This is a genomic window from Azospirillum sp. A26 (assembly GCF_042604635.1).
Taxonomy (GTDB): Bacteria; Pseudomonadota; Alphaproteobacteria; order Azospirillales; family Azospirillaceae; genus Azospirillum; species Azospirillum palustre.
Genome location: NZ_CP170472.1, coordinates 1,915,701 through 1,934,016, shown reverse-complemented (window position 1 = coordinate 1,934,016; position 18,316 = coordinate 1,915,701). Strand labels below are relative to the sequence as shown.

The 18,316-nt window shown below is 67.7% G+C and carries 16 protein-coding genes; 8 read left to right on the top strand and 8 right to left on the bottom strand.

Annotated elements, in window-relative coordinates; genetic code table 11:
* Window positions 1-95 precede the first annotated feature (95 nt).
* On the top strand, window positions 96-512 hold the full coding sequence (locus ABNQ39_RS09745; RefSeq protein ID WP_376957272.1) for a hypothetical protein: 417 nt from the start codon (window positions 96-98) through the stop codon (window positions 510-512).
* Between the two features lie 188 nt (window positions 513-700).
* On the opposite strand, the gene ABNQ39_RS09740 is transcribed toward ABNQ39_RS09745, so the two are convergent.
* Both ABNQ39_RS09740 and ABNQ39_RS09735 read right to left on the bottom strand, forming a co-directional pair.
* The gene (locus ABNQ39_RS09740; protein ID WP_376957270.1) at window positions 701-1,444 is read right to left on the bottom strand and encodes a gamma-glutamyl-gamma-aminobutyrate hydrolase family protein; all 744 of its coding nucleotides are present in this window, start codon (window positions 1,442-1,444) and stop codon (window positions 701-703) included.
* Between the two features lie 12 nt (window positions 1,445-1,456).
* Entirely contained in the window at window positions 1,457-2,500 is a 1,044-nt protein-coding gene (locus tag ABNQ39_RS09735; protein WP_376957268.1) for an amidoligase family protein, read from the bottom strand.
* A gap of 379 nt (window positions 2,501-2,879) precedes the next feature.
* Here ABNQ39_RS09735 and ABNQ39_RS09730 point away from each other — a divergent pair, with 379 nt between their 5' ends.
* Window positions 2,880-5,984: a PAS domain-containing protein gene (locus tag ABNQ39_RS09730; protein ID WP_376957266.1), complete on the top strand. Its 3,105-nt coding sequence runs from the start codon at window positions 2,880-2,882 to the stop codon at window positions 5,982-5,984.
* An 83-nt stretch (window positions 5,985-6,067) separates the two neighbouring features.
* Here the strand turns inward: ABNQ39_RS09730 and acnA are convergent, their stop codons facing one another.
* Window positions 6,068-8,758, bottom strand: a complete 2,691-nt coding sequence (acnA, locus tag ABNQ39_RS09725; RefSeq protein WP_376957264.1) for an aconitate hydratase AcnA — start codon at window positions 8,756-8,758, stop codon at window positions 6,068-6,070.
* 392 nt (window positions 8,759-9,150) lie between these two features.
* Here acnA and lepB point away from each other — a divergent pair, with 392 nt between their 5' ends.
* Window positions 9,151-9,888 (top strand): signal peptidase I, encoded by a 738-nt coding sequence (lepB, locus tag ABNQ39_RS09720; protein ID WP_376957262.1) that lies wholly within the window; start codon window positions 9,151-9,153, stop codon window positions 9,886-9,888.
* A 34-nt stretch (window positions 9,889-9,922) separates the two neighbouring features.
* Here the strand turns inward: lepB and ABNQ39_RS09715 are convergent, their stop codons facing one another.
* The gene (locus ABNQ39_RS09715) at window positions 9,923-10,966 is read right to left on the bottom strand and encodes a class I SAM-dependent methyltransferase (RefSeq protein ID WP_376957260.1); all 1,044 of its coding nucleotides are present in this window, start codon (window positions 10,964-10,966) and stop codon (window positions 9,923-9,925) included.
* A 262-nt stretch (window positions 10,967-11,228) separates the two neighbouring features.
* Between ABNQ39_RS09715 and ABNQ39_RS09710 the strand changes: the two genes are divergently transcribed.
* From ABNQ39_RS09710 to ABNQ39_RS09695, 4 genes are all read left to right on the top strand, one after another.
* The gene (locus ABNQ39_RS09710) at window positions 11,229-11,831 is read left to right on the top strand and encodes an NUDIX domain-containing protein (protein ID WP_376957258.1); all 603 of its coding nucleotides are present in this window, start codon (window positions 11,229-11,231) and stop codon (window positions 11,829-11,831) included.
* Between the two features lie 39 nt (window positions 11,832-11,870).
* Window positions 11,871-12,500 (top strand): 3'-5' exonuclease, encoded by a 630-nt coding sequence (locus ABNQ39_RS09705; RefSeq protein ID WP_376957256.1) that lies wholly within the window; start codon window positions 11,871-11,873, stop codon window positions 12,498-12,500.
* A gap of 134 nt (window positions 12,501-12,634) precedes the next feature.
* Window positions 12,635-12,919 (top strand): YciI family protein, encoded by a 285-nt coding sequence (locus ABNQ39_RS09700; protein WP_098739117.1) that lies wholly within the window; start codon window positions 12,635-12,637, stop codon window positions 12,917-12,919.
* Window positions 12,920-12,936: 17 nt separating this feature from the next.
* The gene (locus tag ABNQ39_RS09695; protein ID WP_376957254.1) at window positions 12,937-13,356 is read left to right on the top strand and encodes an EVE domain-containing protein; all 420 of its coding nucleotides are present in this window, start codon (window positions 12,937-12,939) and stop codon (window positions 13,354-13,356) included.
* Window positions 13,357-13,430: 74 nt separating this feature from the next.
* Here the strand turns inward: ABNQ39_RS09695 and ABNQ39_RS09690 are convergent, their stop codons facing one another.
* A complete protein-coding gene (locus ABNQ39_RS09690) occupies window positions 13,431-13,655 on the bottom strand; it encodes a hypothetical protein (RefSeq protein ID WP_376957252.1) in 225 nt (74 codons plus the stop codon).
* Between the two features lie 415 nt (window positions 13,656-14,070).
* Here ABNQ39_RS09690 and acs point away from each other — a divergent pair, with 415 nt between their 5' ends.
* On the top strand, window positions 14,071-16,011 hold the full coding sequence (gene acs, locus ABNQ39_RS09685) for an acetate--CoA ligase (RefSeq protein ID WP_376957250.1): 1,941 nt from the start codon (window positions 14,071-14,073) through the stop codon (window positions 16,009-16,011).
* A gap of 89 nt (window positions 16,012-16,100) precedes the next feature.
* Here the strand turns inward: acs and ABNQ39_RS09680 are convergent, their stop codons facing one another.
* From ABNQ39_RS09680 to ABNQ39_RS09670, 3 genes are all read right to left on the bottom strand, one after another.
* A complete protein-coding gene (locus ABNQ39_RS09680) occupies window positions 16,101-16,595 on the bottom strand; it encodes a hypothetical protein (protein WP_376957248.1) in 495 nt (164 codons plus the stop codon).
* Window positions 16,592-17,131 carry a hypothetical protein gene (locus tag ABNQ39_RS09675; RefSeq protein ID WP_376957246.1) on the bottom strand — a complete coding sequence of 180 codons (540 nt, stop codon included), beginning with the start codon at window positions 17,129-17,131 and terminating at the stop codon, window positions 16,592-16,594. Before ABNQ39_RS09675 ends, ABNQ39_RS09680 begins: the two co-directional genes overlap by 4 nt.
* 141 nt (window positions 17,132-17,272) lie before the next feature.
* On the bottom strand, window positions 17,273-18,310 hold the full coding sequence (locus tag ABNQ39_RS09670) for a DctP family TRAP transporter solute-binding subunit (protein WP_376957244.1): 1,038 nt from the start codon (window positions 18,308-18,310) through the stop codon (window positions 17,273-17,275).
* Window positions 18,311-18,316: the final 6 nt, after the last annotated feature.

The following is an 18,316-nucleotide window of genomic DNA, read 5'->3' as shown; positions in this document are numbered from 1 at the left end:
CCTGGCCGGACGCCGATTGCGGCTCCAAACACGGCGTCCGTCCCGTTCCAAAGACGCCCAAATGCGAGGCGTTGCCACCATGAAGGAGTTCGAGGATGCGTAACCTGATGATCGGTGCTGTTTCGGCAGTTCTCCTGATGGCCGCCCCGGCCATGGCCCAGACCGCTCAGCAAGCCAACCCCGGCGCCCTCAAGGGCAGCGGCGCATACACCACCGCTCCGAGCAGCACCACCAACGTCGGACCGGACGGCATCGTCCACACCCCGCCGGGCGCCACCACCTCGCCGTCGGCCGGCTCCACGACGGGCGGTGCGGGCATGTCGGGTTCGACCGGCACCACCGGCACCATGTCGGGCTCCTCGACCTCGCCGGTGCCGGGTGTGACCACCGCCCCGTCGGGCATGGGCAACAACACCGGCAGCAACGTTCCGCGCGACAACCAGACCGCGACGGGCACCCACTGCCCGCCGGGCACCCCGAACTGCGGCCCGGACAACGGCGGCAGCCAGTAACATCTTCTCTGCAGCAACAGCGCGGGCGCCCCGGAGCCATCCCTCCGGCGGCGCCCGCGTCGTTTCCGGTGCCGTGATCCGTCTCAATCGGATATGCAGCCGAGTGCCGCTGCGCCGACGGGATCAGCTTGTTAAGTTCAGCCTGAGTCGAAGATCAGTTTGAAGGCTGGGGGTTTCCAGCCGGATGCTCAGCCGGATGCGCGGACCGACCGGCGGGTCGGAACTTCCACGAATTCGTCCAGCGGAGCGGTTCCGGCGGCGGTGTCGACCAGACGGCGGAACAGGGCCTGCTGCCGGCTGTCGGCGACCAGATATTCCGGATGCCACTGCACGCCGATCATGAAGGGCTCGTTCGGCGCCTCGATGCCCTGGACGACGCCGGCGCGTTCGCGGGCGACCACGCGCAGACCGTCGCCGACACGATCCACCGACTGGTGATGCAGGGCGTTCACGCGGCATTCGGCGATGCCGAGGATGCGGTAGAGCCTGCTGTCCGGTGCGATCCGGATGCGCTTGCGCGGCAGAACGGTGCGCATGTGCGGCGCTTCGTCGTAGACCTCGTGGATGTCGACGTGGAGCGAGCCGCCGCGATGGACGTTGATCATCTGGGAGCCGCGGCAGATGCCCAGCACCGGCAGCCCTATCTTGGCGGCGCAGTCCAGCGCCAGCATCTCCAGCCGGTCGCGTTCGGGATCGATGCGGATGTGCGGGCGGGCGGATTCGCCGTAGAGCGAGGCGTCGATGTCGTCGCCGCCGCCGACGACCAGCGCGTCCAGCCGGTCGATGGGGAAGGGTGACTCGGCGGTGATGCGGACCGACGATGCACCGGCCCGCCACAGGGCAAGCCGGTTGGCCATGGCGGCGATGCGGCTGCCATGGATCGAGGCGGTGATGCCGACCAGCGGCCGGGACCTGCCGACGATGGCTGCCATGGAAAACTCCCCTCAGCCGGCCTGACGGGCGGCGCCGTCGACCCCGTCGACTTGCCCGGTCCTGTCTGTCCCGGCGTCCGCCTCGGCGCCGTGAATGCCCGGATTGGCGGCCAGCACGGCGTCGATGCGCTCGGCCCAGCCGTCGAGTTGCTGTGCTTCGGCTGCCCGGCGGTAATCCGTGCCGAGGCCATCCAGCAGGGCGCGGTCGGCGGCCAGCCGCTCCACCGCCACCCAGCGGTTCCAGTCGGCGGCGAGCGACCATTTGGGGTCGCTCAACCGCGCGTTCGGCAGCCGGTAATGGAAGGTCGGGCGCGGGCGGATATGCGGATCCTCCATCGCCGCAGCCAGACGGTCGCGGTCGAGATGGGCGAACAGCGGGAACAGGTCCAGCTCGCGGTTGCGGGTTGGGTTGTCGGCCAGATAATCGTCGATCAGCCCGCCCAGGTTGGGACGATAGCCGGGATCGACGACCTTGGCGGCATAGGGCGTCGGGAAGGCGGCGATGAACCCGGACAGGCGCCGGGTGACATCGACCCGGATCTCCCGCCGCAGCCAGGGGGCCAGCAGCAGGAAGGCCTTCAAAGTGTCCAGCAGGTAATCGCCATCGGTTCGCGCCACCTCCGGATTGAAATGCAGGCCGAAGGCGAACAGCGGGCTGGCCTCCGTCCCGGCGGCACCCAGCGCGCGCAGGCGGGCGACCATCTCTTCCAGCTCCGGCATCTGCTCCACCGTCACCGGCGGGGCGGCGATCTCGAAGGGCATCACCAGACTGCCGATGTTGCCCCACAGCGGCCGCAGCGGGTCGAGGATCGCCGCACCCCCCTTGCCCTTGTGGGCGGAGCGCATGTCGAGTTCCACCGTGAAGTCGCCGAGCCGCGTTTCCGTCACCAGACATCGGTGCGGGTTCTCGACGGTGACGCTGCCGCCGAACAGCCGGTGCACGCAGGCTGCGGCCGACGGCGCGTCCAGATCGGCGAATTCAAGTTCCACCCCCACGCGGCGCGGCGTGCCCTGGGACGTGGTGCGGAGCGGGGGGAGGAGGAATGGTGTGGTCATTGCAAGGCTTCAACAGCCCATCCCGCAGCCTGTTCCATCGGCAGCCTGTTCCATCGATGGAGCAGCGTCTGTATTGCAGTTGCATGGGAAGTCCTTGAACACAGCAACGACGCGAATTCAAGCAGGCTGCGGGACATATCCCTTTCGACCGTAGCCACTCGATGGTGGTATGTTTTGGTTTTTGATGTAAATGCCCTGCGATTGACGGCAAATTGGGAGAGGATAACAGCCCTTCGATCGGGTTCTCCCCTCTGTTCCGGCCCATTCTTTTCTAAATTAACCGGCGCTTAACCATAAGTGGGTTAGCGATAGGCCTGCCGCAGGGTGGCGCATCCATCGTTCCATCCGGTCTGCTTTGCGGAGGAGCCTCGTCTAAGCCATGACCCTTCTGGCACGCCTCTTCATCCTGGTCCTGCTCGCGGTCCTGCCGGCGATCGGCATCCAGATCTACAGCGTGCTCGAACAGCGGGCGGAGCGCGAGGGCGAGGTGACACTCCAGGCCGAACGGCTTCTCCGGCAGGTCGAAAGCGAGCATTTCCGTCTCATCGACAGCGCCCGCCTGATGGTCACCGCGGTGACCGAGGCGCGCTTCCTGCGCCGGGGCGAGATCGACAACTGCCAGACTTATCTGGAACGGCTGGCCACCCGTTCCGCCGATTACCGCACCCTGTCGATCACCGATACCGAGGGGCGCATCCTGTGCAGCGCCGATCCGTCGCGCATCGGTGCCTCGCTGAGCGTCCAGCCGCATTTCCGCCGGGCGATGGCGCAGGGCCGCTTTGCCGTCGGCGAATGGACGATCACCCATTCCGGCGCCGATGGCGGCGAACTGCCGGTCGCGGCTCCCTATTCGGACAGCGACGGCCGGCGGGCCGGCGTGGTCGCCCTGTCGCTCGACGTGCCGCGGCTGACCGCCCTCTTCGCCTCCCGTCCGATGCCGGACAACACCACCCTGACCGTCGCCGACCGCTCCGGCACCATCCTGGTGAAGCTGCCGGGCACCCAGGGCCGGGCCGGCGAACGGCTGCCGGACAGCTATCTGGGGCTTCTGTCGGAACGGGAAGCCGGCGTGACCCTGCTGCCCGGACTGGACGGCGTGTCGCGCATTCTCGCCTTCTCTCCGCCGTCCGCCGGCATCCGCGACCTGTTCATCAGCGTCGGCGTCGACCGTGGCGCCGCCATGGGCGCGGTGGACCGCGCCACCCGTGACGGGCTGCTGATGACGCTGTCCGGCTTCCTGGTCGCCGCCGCCGCCGCCTGGATCGGCGGCACCCTGTTCATCCGCCGCCCGGTCGATGCGCTGGTTTCCGCCGCCCGCGACTGGAGCGAGGGCAAGACCGCCACCCGGGTGAAGCTGTCCGACCGCTCGTCGGAGATCGGCCAGCTCGGCTACGCCTTCGACATGATGGCCGAACGGCTGGAGGCGCGCGAAGCGGCGCTGCGCCAGTCGGAAAGCCACATCCGCGCCGTGCTGGACGCGCTGCCGGCCTATGTCGGCGTGCTGACGCCGGACGGGGCGGTGGCCCAGGTCAACCGCGCCGCCGCCGATGCCGCCGGGCTGCCGCCCGCCCGCATCGTCGGCCGTCCCTTCGACGAGATCTGCTGGCTGTCCTTCGACGAGGCCGGGCGGGAGCGGCTGCGGCAGGCGCTGGCGCTGGGCGCCGGTGGACGGTCCTCCCGCTTCGACGCCGGGCTGCGCGTCGCCACCGGGCGGGACACCGCGCCGCGGGAGATGACGGTGGACGTCAACCTGACCCCGATGGTCGATGCCGACGGCCATGTCACCCACCTGATCGCCACCGGTATCGACATCACCGAACGCAAGCGCACCGAGGAGGCGCTGCGCGTCGCCGAGGAGCGCGTGCGCACCGGTCTGCGCAATTCCGGCGTGGTGGTGCTCAACCAGGACCGCGACCTGCGCTACACCTGGGCGCATTCGGAATGGCTCGGCTTCTCTCCCGACGCGCTGATCGGCCGTACCGACGCCGACCTGTGCAGCCAGCGCGAGGATGCCGACGGCATGATGGCGCTGAAGCGTCGGGTGATGGAGAGCGGCGTCGGGGCGCGGGAAGAGGTGCGCATCCGCTGCAAGGGCGAGGACCGCTTCTTCGACCTGACCATCGACCCGCTGCTCGATCCCGCCGGCCGTGTGGAGGGCGTCACCTGCGCCGCCGTCGAGGTCACCGACCGCAAGAAGGCCGAGGCCGAACTGCGCCGTGCGCGGGAGGAGGCCGATCAGGCCAACGACGGCAAGTCCAAGTTCCTCGCCGCCGCCAGCCACGACCTGCGCCAGCCGGTGCAGTCGCTCTATCTCTTCACCGCGGCGTTGAGCGACCGGTTGCAGGGCCATGCGGCTCTGCCGATCCTCGACAACATCCGGCAGGGGCTGGACACGCTGAAGAGCCTGCTGGACGGCCTGCTGGACATGTCGCGGCTGGAATCCGGCAAGATCGTCGCCACACCGGTCGAGGTGCGGCTGAACCAGATGCTTGGCCGGCTGGTCGCCGAATACGGCCCGCGCGCCGCCCAGAAGGGGTTGGAACTGCGCGCCGTGCCGACCCGCGCCTGGGTCCACACCGATCCGGCCCATCTGGAGCGCATCCTGCGCAACCTCGTGGAAAACGCGCTGCGCTACACCACCAGGGGCAAGGTGCTGCTGGGTTGCCGCCGGACGCCGTCCGGCATGCGGGTGGAGGTGTGGGATACCGGCGCCGGCATCCCCGCCGACCGGCTGGAGGACATCTTCGAGGAGTTCACCCAGTTGGGCGAGCGCAGCGAACGCGGCCTCGGCCTGGGGCTGGCCATCGTCAAGCGGCTGTCGCGGCTGCTCGGCCATCCGGTGACGGTGCGCTCGTGGGAGGGCAAGGGGTCGGTCTTCGCGGTCGAACTGCCGCGGGTGATCCTGGGCAACCCGCGTCCGGCCAGCGGCACCGCCGCCGCCGCCGCGACGCTCGCGCGCCGGTCCGTCGCCAACGATGCCGCTGCGGCCAACGACCGGGGGCAGGCGATCAGCGCCATCGCCAACGCCTTCGGTGGCGGGCGGAGCGCGGGCGGGGCGACCAGGACGATTACCGCGCCGGCTGCGGCCGCAACCGGCGCCGGGGCCGGGGCCGCCAAGGGCATGGTGCTGGTGATCGACGACGAGGCGATCATCCTGCTCGGCCTCAAGGCGATCCTGGAGGGCTGGGGCTATGACGTGCTGACCGCCAAGTCTGGCGATCAGGCGCTTGAGCGGCTGCGTGCCGACGGCCGCTGCCCGCAGATCGTGCTGGCCGACTACCAGCTCCAGCAGGGCCGCACCGGTCCGGAGGCGGTGTGTGCCGTCCAGACCATGCTGGGCCAGTCGGTTCCCGGCATCATCCTGACCGGCGACACCAGTTCCGAGCGCCAGGAGGAGGCCGAGCGCCGCGGCTTCCGCATCCTGCACAAGCCGGTCTTCCCCAACGACCTCCGCCGCATGATGGCGAGCGCCGGGGCGGCGTGAGGCGCCGCTTCGGTTGCACCGACAGCGAAAAGGGCCGCTCCCCATCGGGAGGCGGCCCTTTCCTTATTTGAACTCCGGCAGCCTTACTTCGCCAGATTGCGCAGCACGAAGTTCAGCACACCGCCGTTCCGGTAATATTCCACCTCGTCCAGCGTATCGATGCGCAGCAGCAGCGGGTGGGTCTCCACCGTGCCGTCGGCGCGGGTCAGGGTCAGGGTGACGTCCTTGCGCGGGCGCAGGTCCTGTTCGATCCCGGCGATGTCGAAGCGTTCCGACCCGTCCAGCTTCAGCTCGTTGCGGGTCAGGCCGTCCTTGAACTGCAAGGGCAGGATGCCCATCCCGACGAGGTTGGAGCGGTGGATGCGCTCGAAGCTTTCGGCGATCACCGCGCGGATGCCCAGCAGCCGGGTGCCCTTCGCCGCCCAGTCGCGGCTCGACCCCGTGCCGTATTCCTTGCCGGCGACCACCACCAGCGGCACGCCTTCGTCGGCGTAGCGCATGGCGGCGGTGTAGATCGGCAGCCGTTCGCCCGACGGGTAATGCTTGGTCTCGCCGCCTTCCACGCCGGGGATCAACTCGTTGCGGATGCGGATGTTGGCGAAGGTGCCGCGCATCATGACTTCATGGTTGCCGCGGCGGGCGCCGTAGCTGTTGAAGTCCTGCGGACGGACCTGATAGCTCAGCAGATACTCGCCGGCCGGGCTGGTCTTCTTGATCGAGCCGGCGGGGGAGATGTGGTCGGTGGTGATGGAATCGCCCAGCACCGCCAGCGCCCGCGCGCCGCGCACGTCCGACACCGGGTCCGGCGTCTTGGTCAGGCCGGTGAAGAAGGGCGGCAGCTTCACATAGGTGGAGCCGTCCTGCCACTGGTAGGTCTGGCCCTCCGCCGTGGCGATGGCCTGCCACTGTTCCGGACCCTTGAACACGTCGGAATAGCGGCTGCGGAACATCTCCGCGGTCAGCGAGGCGTCGATGGCGTCCTGCACCTCGCGGTTGCTCGGCCAGATGTCCTTCAGATAGACCGGCTGGCCATCGGTTCCGGTGCCGATGGGGTCGGTGGTCAGGTCGATGTTCAGGTTGCCGGCCAGCGCATAGGCGACGCACAGCGGCGGCGAGGCGAGGTAGTTGGCGCGGGTGTGCGGGTTGACGCGGCCTTCGAAGTTGCGGTTGCCCGACAGCACCGCGCCGACCACGAGGTTGCCTTCCTCCACCGCCGCGGCGATGGTATCGGGCAGCGGGCCGGAGTTGCCGATGCAGGTGGTGCAGCCATAGCCGACGATGTTGAAGCCGATGCGGTCGAGGTAAGGCTGCAACCCGGCCTTGGCGAGATAGTCGGTGACCACCTGGGAGCCCGGCGCCAGCGAGGTCTTGACCCACGGCTTCTGCTTCAGTCCCTTCTCGACAGCCTTCTTGGCCAAGAGGCCGGCGGCGACCAGCACCGCCGGGTTGGAGGTGTTGGTGCAGGAGGTGATGGCGGCGATGACGACGGCACCCTGTTCCAGGCTGTAGTCGGCGCCCTTCACCGCAACCGCCTTCTTCGGGTCGTCAGCCTTGTAGGCCTCGCTCATGTCCTTGACAAAGCCCTGCGCCACCGCCGACAGCGGCACGCGGTCCTGCGGGCGCTTCGGGCCGGCCAGCGACGGCTCCACCGTGCCCATGTCCAGTTCGAGCACGTCGGTGAAGACCGGGTCGGGGCTGTTCGGCTCGCGCCACATGCCCTGGGCCTTGGCATAGGCCTCGACCAGCGCCACGCGGTCGGGGTCGCGGCCGGTGAAGGTCAGGTAGCGGATGGTCTCGGCGTCGATGGGGAAGATGCCGCAGGTGGCGCCATACTCCGGCGCCATGTTGCCGATGGTGGCGCGGTCGGGCAGCGTCATGCTGTCCAGGCCCGGCCCGAAGAACTCGACGAACTTGCCGACCACGCCCTTCCTGCGCAGCATCTGGGTGACGGTCAGCACCAGATCGGTGGCGGTCATGCCTTCCTTCAGCCGGCCGGTCAGTTTGAAGCCGACGACCTCCGGGATCAGCATGGAGATCGGCTGGCCCAGCATCGCGGCCTCCGCCTCGATGCCGCCGACGCCCCAGCCCAGCACGGACAGGCCGTTGACCATGGTGGTGTGGCTGTCGGTGCCGACCAGCGTGTCGGGATAGGCCACCGGCTTGCCCGACGGGTCGCCGTCGGTCCACACGACCTGGGCCAGATATTCGGTGTTGACCTGATGGCAGATCCCGGTGCCCGGCGGCACCACGCGGAAATTGTCGAAGGCCTTCTGGCCCCAGCGCAGGAACTCGTAGCGTTCCAGGTTGCGCTCGAACTCCAGATCGACGTTCTTCTGGAAGGCGTCGGCGCCGCCGAAGTAATCGACCATCACCGAATGGTCGATGACCAGATCGACCGGGACCAGCGGGTTGATCTTCGTCGGGTCGCCGCCCAGCGACGCCATCGCTTCCCGCATCGCCGCCAGATCGCAGACCGCCGGCACGCCGGTGAAGTCCTGCATCAGCACGCGCGCCGGGCGATAGGCGATTTCACGGTCGGACCGCTTGTCGACCAGCCATTGGGCCACCGCCTTCACGTCGTCGACGGAGACGGTGCGCCCATCCTCGAACCGCAGCAGGTTTTCCAGCAGCACCTTCATCGAGAACGGCAGCCGCGACAGATCGCCGAGACCCGCCTCCTCGGCGGCCTTCAGGCTGAAATAGTCGTAGCTCTTGCCGCCCGCGCTGAGTGAGCGGCGGGTCTTGAGCGAATCCTGACCGGTGAAGGTGGTCACGGGAAAGACTCCTTGGCTTCTGTGGCTTTTGGACCCGGCAGTCCGGATCGTGGCTTTCGGTTCGGGCGGGCACCGGGGCGGATGCCTGGGGGAAGATGCTTCTCGTCGGATGGGCTGGGGATGGACCGGACGGCCGCCGGACAGAGCGGGCCATACAGCCAAGATGTAGGGCGCGAGCCCGGTCTATCAACGCACCGAATGTCCCCTGCCGCAAGGCGAGGCGGAAGTCCAATCCAGGGGCAGGACTTGGCGTGTGCCTGGATACTGGAAACGATTACGGTGCGGTGGTCCATACATTACAAAGTTTTATGCCGTCCGGAATTGCATATGGCTTTCAGCGAGTGGCTTGTCCGGCTAGTCTGCCCGCGGCGACACATGGACGGAGGCGGGCGGTGACGGGCAAGGGCGGTCTTTGGGAGATGGTCCGCACGGTCGCGGTCGCGGGGCTGCTGGCCGTTGGCGCCCGTTCGGTGGTGGCGCAGCCTTTCCACGTCCCGTCGGGATCGATGGAGCCGACGCTGGAGGTCGGCGATTTCCTGTTTGCCAGCAAATTCCCCTATGGGTACAGCCGCTATTCCTTCCCGCTCGACGCGCTTCCCATCTCCGGCCGGGTTCTGGGCCATGCACCGCAGCGCGGCGACATCGTGGTGTTCCGCCTGCCGCGCGACCCGGAGCAGGTCTATGTGAAGCGGCTCGTCGGGCTGCCGGGCGACGTGGTGCAGATGCGGAGCGGCATTCTGCATGTGAACGGCCAGCCGGCGGCGCTGGAGCGCGTGGAGGATTTCGTCGAGACGGGAGCCGATGGCGCCCGCCGGACCATCCCGCAATATGTGGAGCATCTGCCGGGTGGTCCGGCGCACCGTGTCCTGCATGTGGCCGGGCGCGATGGTCTGGACGACACCCCGCCGCTTCGGGTGCCGGATGGCCATTACTTCATGCTGGGTGACAACCGCAGCAATTCGCTGGACAGCCGGGTTGCGGCAACGGCCGGCGGCGTCGGCTTCGTTCCCGCCGAAAACCTCATCGGCCGTGCCGACCTGCGGCATTTCTCCGTCGATCCAACCGCGCTGGACGACTTGGCCCACTGGCCGGCGGCCCTGCGGCTGGACCGCATCGGGCTGATCCGCTGATCTGCCCTCACGCCATCCTATGGGGCGGGCTTCGTCAGGCGGGTTTCATCGCCACGTAGCGGACGAAGCGCAACCCGCTGCCCAGCACCCGCAACCGTGCCCACCATAGCGCCAGTTCGCGCTTCAAGGCGGCCAGTACCGGTGCCGGCGGCGCGGCGGCCGCCAGCGTGTCGGCCAGCTTGCGCACGCGGTCGATGATGTGGCGGCGGTGCAGCTGGGTCAGATCCTCCGAAATGCGGAGGTCGAGGTTGCGCTGGGTCAGTTCGTCGGCCATGCGGGTGGCGGTCCAGGGATAGACCTCCATCGGCTCCTCCTCCCGCCAGCCGTTCCAGCTGTCCCAGGAGCCGGGGGTGCCGTCGATCACATAGTCGTACAGGGCGATGCCGCCCTTGGGCTTCACGCAGTCGCCGAGCCGGTCGAGAAACAGGTCCTTGTCGCGCACGCGGTGGAGAATGCGGTCGGCCATCACCAGGTCGAAGTTGCCGGCTTGGTTGAAATGCTCCGGGTCGTAATGGGCGATGGGTGCCTTCTTCGACAGGCCCAGCGCCTTCGACCGGTCCATCGCCAGCTTCGCCAGCAGCGGCGACGGCTCCAGCCCGGTCACCCAGGTGTCGCAGCTTTGCACCAGCGCGCGGGCGGTGCCGCCCAGGCCGGCCGACAGGTCCAGCACGCTCTTGGCCGGGTTCAGCCCGAAGGACCGGACGGAATCGACCAGCCACGCCGCTTCCTCCGGTCCTGTCATGTCCTGGCCCCACAGAAGCTGCGCCCCCTCGCTGCGCGCCGGCGACCAGACCGGCTCGCCGTGACGGTCGAGTTGCATCAACGCCAGCCGGTCCAGTTCCGGGTTGCCGGTGGGCGGTGCCGGCAGCGCGATTGTGCCCGACGGCGCTGGAGGGGTGGCGCCACCGACCGCATCGACCGGGCCGGGCTGGCGGCGGCCCGCCAGAGCGCGTGGGTCGGCCCGGTTCGAAATGCGGGGCAGGCGGGACAGGTCATAGCCTTCCCACCACGCAGCCAAACGGATGCGCCAGTCGGGATTACGCCACCGTTCCAAATCCTGCGGACTGATCTGCGGCACCACGCATCTGCCCTTTCCAGGTCAAGCGGCGGATCACCGATCTACCACTTTTGGGTATAGTAACGACATCCGGCACCGTGATTTAGAAGTAGGTTGGCCTGATTTGTCTGTCAAGAAACCATTATTTAACGATTTCGACTTCGTTTTCGCCAATTGTCGGAAAATTTTACCGGTTTTTGTCTGTCCACCTGCTCTGTGCGGCCATTGCGGCAGCCGGGGCGCCTCCCTATACTCCCGTCGCAACCGACGAAGGGGGCTTCGCGTGCCGATCGAAACCGGTGAATCCACCGGCAATCCCTGGACCGTGCTGACCAGCACGACGAAGTATGAGAATGCCTGGATGGAGGTGGTCGAACACAAGGTTCTGACCCCGAAGGGCTCTCCCGGCATCTACGGCGTCGTCCATCCCCGCAGCCTTGCCACCGGCGTGGTGCCGGTCCATGCCGACGGCACGGTGACCCTGGTCGGCCAGTACCGCTTCCCCCTGAAGCAATACAGCTGGGAAATCCCCGAGGGCGGCGGGCGCAAGGGCGTCGAGCCGCAGGAATCCGCTGCGCGCGAGCTGCGCGAGGAAACCGGCCTGACGGCGCGGCGCTGGATGCCGCTGATGACGCTGCACCTGTCCAACTGCATCACCGACGAGGTGGCACACACCTTCGTCGCCTGGGATATGGAGCAGGGCGAGTCCGCCCCCGACGAAACCGAGGTGCTGGCTGTGCGCCGCGTCCCCTTCGCCGAGGTGATCGACATGGTCCTGGCCGGCGCCATCACCGACGCCATGGCGGTGGCCAGCCTGCTGAAGCTGCGGGTGCTGGCGGCGGAAGGCGCGCTGCCCGAGGATCTCGCCGGCATTCTCCGCGCCTGACCTGTCAGCTAACTCGACCTGCCACCAACTCGGACCTCCATGACCGTCATTTCCGGCCACGCCGTCGCCATCGATTTCGAGACCGCCAACGAGACCCGCACCAGCGCCTGCTCCATCGGCGTCGCCTGGATCGAGAACGGCCGCGTGACCGGGACGGAAGAGCATCTGATCCGCCCGCGCGAGCCGCGCTTCAACCCCTTCAACAGCGCCATCCACGGCATCCGCGAAGAGGACGTGGCCGACGCGCCCGAATTTCCGGAGGTGTGGGCGAGCCTGCGCGAACGGGTGCAGGGCCGGCTGATCCTGGCCCACAACGCCGCCTTCGACCTCAGCGTGCTGCGCCATACCCTGACCGACTATGGCTTGGACCTGCCGGCCTGCGACTATCTCTGCACCGTCATGATGGCGCGCCGGGCCTGGCCGACCCTGACCGGACACCGGCTGAACCATCTGGCCGATTTCCTGGGGATCGCGCTTCACCACCATCATGCCGGCAGCGACGCCGAGGCCTGCGGCCGCATCGCGCTGGCGGCGGCGTTGGAGATGGGACTGGGCGGCTTCGGTGAGATCGAGCGCACCGGCATCCGGCTGGGCCGCATCGCCCCCGGCGGCTATTCGCCCTGCAAGGGCGGCAAGGCGCCGCCGCCCCGCCCGCGCGTGGTGGCGTGAAGCGTCAGCCGGCGCTTTCCCCCCCAGCTTCCCCTGCGTTCAGATTTTTGCGATCGGCTTTACGCTTCAAATCGATTCCGATTTTTCGCGATCCGATCTAGGCTCCCGCTCCACCGTGTGAAGGAGCGAACCGCATGCTGTTCATGTTCCATTGCGTCGACAAGGCGGGTGCCGCCGATGTCCGCGCCGCCAACCGTACCGAGCATCTGGCCTATCTGGAGGCCAATGCCGCCCGCATCTTCGCCGCCGGCCCGCTGCTGTCGGACGACCAGAGCGGCATGGTCGGCAGCCTGCTGATCGTCGAATGCGCCGATGCCGCCGCCGCGCAGGCGTTCGCCGACGGCGACCCCTATGCCAAGGCCGGCCTGTTCGACAGCGTGACGATCCGGCCCTGGCGCCGCGTCTACCCCAAGGCCTGAGCGGGAGAGCGCTGGCGATGGCCTACTGGCTGGTGAAATCCGAGCCGTTCAAATATTCCTGGGACCGCATGGTCGCCGATGGCCGGACCCATTGGGACGGAGTGCGCAATTACCAGGCGTCCAACAATCTGAAGGCGATGGAGGTGGGCGACCGCGCCTTCTTCTATCACTCCAACGAAGGGCTGGAGATCGTCGGCATCGTCGAGATCGTCCGCACCTATTACCCGGACCCCAGCGACGAGTCCGGCCGCTTCGGCATGGTCGACGTGGCCCCGGTGATGCCGGTGAAGACGCCCGTCACGCTGAAGCAGATCAAGGCCGATCCGCATCTTCAGTCGATGGCGTTGGTGCGTCAATCGCGGCTGTCGGTCTGTCCGGTCACCGACGAGGAGTGGGCGCGGGTGTGCGATCTGGCAGGGGTCGGCGTACCGGCTTGAGGGGCGGAGCGGGGCGAAAGCGGCCCCGCTCTCCGCTGCCCGGTTCTTCGCTACCAAGCTCTTCGCAGAAAGACCTACTCCGCCGCTTCCTGCATTGCCGCGTGGAAGTCGTTGGTCGCCTGCAGCATGCGCCGGGCGATGTCCGCCATGCCGGCGGCCGAGACGGCGCCGATGGGGCTGCCGAGCGTGCGCAGCGTGGCGTCGATGGCCATCAGGCTGGTGCGGTCGGCCATTCCGGCGAGACGGTCGCTGCGGTCGCCGGCTTTCGGAAGATCGTCCGCGTTCGTGGTGCTGGGCATTGCGATCCTTGCCGCCGCTGATCGTTACCGTAATGCAGCAACTCTATAGCTGCCGGCGGGTTAAGGTCGGGTTAAGCAAGGGATCGTCCGTTACAGGACAGACATCCCTGCCGCATGCCCCGCATGCTGCGCCGCGGCGCGGCGGATGGTCGCGGAGCCGGCCTGCCGCCCGTCCGGCCCGGCTGGCGGCGCGGTCACGGAGACCTTGGCATGCCTCGGTATGCTTGGAGAAGAAACAGTCTCGCGCTGCAAAATCAGCGACACAATCCTCCTTTGGTCGGGGGGCCTGCGGGGGCCGATCTGCTTGTTCGTCCCGCAACTTGTGTGGATAATGCCGCTCAATTCCGGGCGGCGGCCCGCCGCCCTCCAATCATCTTCCGGCCAATTCGGAAGCACCACGGGGGAATCGCACTCAATGACCGACAACAGCTTCTTTCCGGTGAAGCCCGAGATCGCGGCCGCCGCCCACGTGAATGCGGAAGCCTATGCCCGCATGTACGAGCAGTCGGTCAAGGACCCCGAGGCGTTCTGGGGCGAGCAGGGCAAGCGGCTCGACTGGATCCAGCCCTACAGCAAGGTGAAGGACGTCAACTTCAACGACGACGTCCACATCCGCTGGTTCTACGACGGCACGCTGAACGTGTCGGCCAATTGCATCGACCGCCATCTGGCGACCCGCGGCGACCAGACCGCGATCCTGTTCGAAGGCGACGACCCCGGCGTTTCCAAGGCCATCACCTACAAGGAACTGCACGAGAAGGTCTGCCGTCTCGCCAACGTGCTGAAGAAGAACGGTGTCAAGAAGGGCGACCGCGTCACCATCTATCTGCCGATGATCCCGGAGGCCGCCTATGCGATGCTGGCCTGCACCCGCATCGGCGCCATCCACTCCATCGTCTTCGGCGGCTTCTCGCCCGACAGCCTGAAGGACCGCATCGTCGACTGCGACAGCCATTTCGTCATCACCTCCGACGAGGGTCTGCGCGGCGGCCGCAAGGTACCGCTGAAGGCCAACGCCGACAAGGCGGTGGCTGGCGCGTCGGTGGTCAAGCATGTTCTGGTGGTCAAGCACACCGGCGGCACCGTCGCCTGGACCGAGGGCCGCGACCTCTGGTACCACGAGGAGATGGAGAGCGTCTCCGCCGACTGCCCGCCGGAAGAGATGAACGCCGAGGATCCGCTGTTCATCCTCTACACCTCCGGCTCGACCGGCAAGCCGAAGGGCGTGCTGCACACCACCGGCGGCTATCTCGTCTATGCGTCGATGACCCACCGGTATGTCTTCGACTACAAGGACGGTGAGGTCTACTGGTGCACGGCCGACGTGGGCTGGGTCACCGGCCACAGCTACATCGTCTATGGCCCGCTCGCCAACGGCGCCACCACGTTGATGTTCGAAGGCATCCCGACCTACCCGGACGTCTCGCGCTTCTGGCAGGTGATCGACAAGCACAAGGTCAACATCTTCTACACCGCCCCGACCGCCATCCGCTCGCTGATGCGTGAAGGCGAAGGCCCGGTGAAGACGACCTCGCGCGCCAGCCTGCGGGTGCTGGGTTCGGTCGGCGAGCCGATCAATCCGGAAGCGTGGCTGTGGTATTACAATGTGGTCGGCGACGCCCGCTGCCCGATCGTCGACACCTGGTGGCAGACGGAAACCGGCGGCATCCTGATCAGCCCGCTGGTCGGCGCCATCGGCCAGAAGCCGGGCTCCGCGACCAAGCCGTTCTTCGGCGTCCAGCCGGTCGTCGTCGACAATGAAGGCCAGATCCTGGAGGGCGAGACCGAGGGCAACCTCTGCATCGCCGATGCCTGGCCCGGCATGATGCGAACGGTCTATGGCGACCACGAGCGCTTCATCCAGACCTACTTCTCGACCTTCGCCGGCAAGTACTTCACCGGTGACGGCTGCCGCCGCGACGCCGACGGCTATTACTGGATCACCGGTCGCGTCGACGACGTCATCAACGTGTCCGGCCACCGCATGGGCACTGCCGAGGTCGAGAGCGCGCTGGTCGCCCATCCGAAGGTCGCCGAGGCCGCGGTCGTCGGCTATCCGCACGACCTGAAGGGCCAGGGCATCTATGCCTACGTCACGCTGAACGCCGGCGAGACGCCGACCGAGGAACTGCGCAAGGAGCTGGTCGCCTGGGTCCGCAAGGAAATCGGCCCGATCGCCTCGCCCGACCTGATCCAGTGGGCCCCCGGCCTGCCGAAGACCCGTTCGGGCAAGATCATGCGCCGCATCCTGCGCAAGATCGCCGCGAACGAGCATGACAGCCTGGGCGACACCTCGACGCTCGCCGATCCGGGCGTGGTGACCGACCTGATCGACAACCGCATGAACAACGCCTGACGGCGGGTTTCATGAGAAAGGGGCGCTCCGGTGGAGCGCCCCTTTTTCTTTGTCGTGTCAGGCCTTTGCCTTAACGGCCCCGGCCGTCCTCACCGCTCCGGCAGCACCAGCGGGGCGGCGGGGGAGATGGTGAAGGCGGTGGGGGAGGGGTGGCGCTCGACGATCCGCTTGCGGGCGTCTTCCGCGCTATCGGCGGCGACGGCGTAGGTGCGGATGCCGGTCCAGGGGGCGGTGGCGTCCAGCGCCTCCACCGCGACATACCACAGCGGGCCGCTGGACCGGGCGACGCGGTCGACGCAATAGAACTCCATCGGCGTCAGGGCGTCGTCGTCGGTGACGGCCGACTGCAGCGACAGGATCTCGCCTTCGACCTCCGCCGCCTCGCGGCGCAGGCCGGCGAGGGTTTCCTCCGCCTCCACCCGGCGGACCGAGGCGAGCTTGGCGTAGTTGGCATAGACGCCCAGCCGTTCCTTCAGTGCGGTCAGCTTCTCCGACTGGCGGCGGGCGCGGATGCCGAGGATGCGCTCGGCCAGCACGCCGATGACCAGACTGGTGACGGCTCCCAGAAGCCAGACGGGGCTCATGGTGCGGAGGCCCTGGCAACAGCGTCTTCGTCCGCCTCCTCGCTGGAAACGGTGACGCCCACGCCCTCGTGAAAGATGTTGCGGGTCAGCATCTGGGCGGCGGCGAAGTCGGAGGCCCAGACCTGTGCCTCGTTCCCGAAGCGCCAGATGGCGGGGTGGACGACCGCCTTGGCATCGGGCCGGGCGGTGAAGCCCGGCGCCATCGCCAGACGGAAGGTGAAATGGTTGCGCCCCGGCTCATGCCGGCCAATCTCGTGGATGAAGCGGCGCGCGGCGGCGGTGCGCTTGCCGCTGCGGCGGTTGAGGACCAGCCTGTCGGTCGACAGTTCCACCAGCCTTGCCTTCGTCGCCTCGATTTCGGCCTGCATGGCCTCCAGCTCATTGGCCTGGAGTTCCAGCGCGTCGCGTTCGGCGGTCAGGGCAGCGCCGCAGCGTCGGATTTCCCGATCCGTCCGCAGGATCAGGCCGCGGCGGATGACCAGAAACAGCAGGGTGGCGCCGATGCTGAACAGCGCCAGCAGCATTTCCGACGTCATACGCGCCCGCTCCGCAAACCATTCGGTATTGGGGGAGTTGTAGCGCAATCCGCCTGGGCACGCATCACAAGCAAGTGCCTTATGGGGCTAAAAAACGGCGCCCCGCAGGGCGCCGTAGTCTTCAGTCAAGCGGACGGACGGTCATTTCCTCTCGCCGATGGCGGCCTGGGCCGCCTTCACCAGATCGGGGCCGATCTGCTTGGCCCACTTGTCGAAGACCGGCTGGGTGGCGGTCTGGAAGGCCTTCTGCTGCTCCGGCGTCAGGCGCACGACTTCGACGCCCTGAGCGGTGATTTCCTTCAGCAGGCTGTCGTCCTCGGCGGTGATGCCCTTGCGGGAGATCGCGACCTCTTCCGCGGCGGCCTGGACGGCGGCGGCGCGCACGGCCTCCTGATCCTCCTTCGACCAGCTGGCCCAAACCTCCTTGTTGACGACGAAGATCAGCGGATCGGCAACGTAGCCCCACAAGGTCAGGTTCTTCTGGCCCAGCGTGGCGAGCTTGGCGGCGACGAAGATCGCCAGCGGGTTTTCCTGCCCGTCGACGGCGCCGGTCGACAGGGCCGGTTGCGCGTCGGCCCAGCTCATCTGCGTCGGGTTGGCGCCCAGCGCCGTGAAGGTGTCGAGATAGAGCGGCGAGCCGACGACGCGGATCTTCAGCCCCTTCAGGTCGGCCGGCGTGCGGATCGGGTGCTTGGAGTTGGAGATTTCGCGGAAGCCGTTCTCGCCCCAGGCCAGCGGCACCACGTCCTTGGTGGCGAGCAGGTCGAACAGCGTCTTACCGACCTCGCCCTGGGTCAGGGCATCCAGCGCCTTGTGGTCGGGCATCAGGAAGGGCAGGGAAAAGAGGTTCAGCTCCTTCACCTGCGGCGACCAGTTGATGGTCGAGCCGACCGCCATGTCGATGGTGCCCTGGCGGAGCGCGGTGAACTCCTTGGTCTGGTCGCCGTTCACCAGCGAGGTGCCGGGATACATCTTGATGGTGATGCGGCCGCCGGTCTTCTCCTTGACCAGTTCGGCCCAGCGGTCGCCGCCGACACCCCAGGGGAAGGGCTTGCCCAGAACGGTCGAAAGCTTGTACTCCGCCTTGTAGTCGGCAGCGTTCGCCGCACTGGCAACCAGAGCCGGAACCGTCAGCGCGGCCAGCGCGATGCCGGCGAGCAGAGCCTTCAGCGATTTCATGCTTAT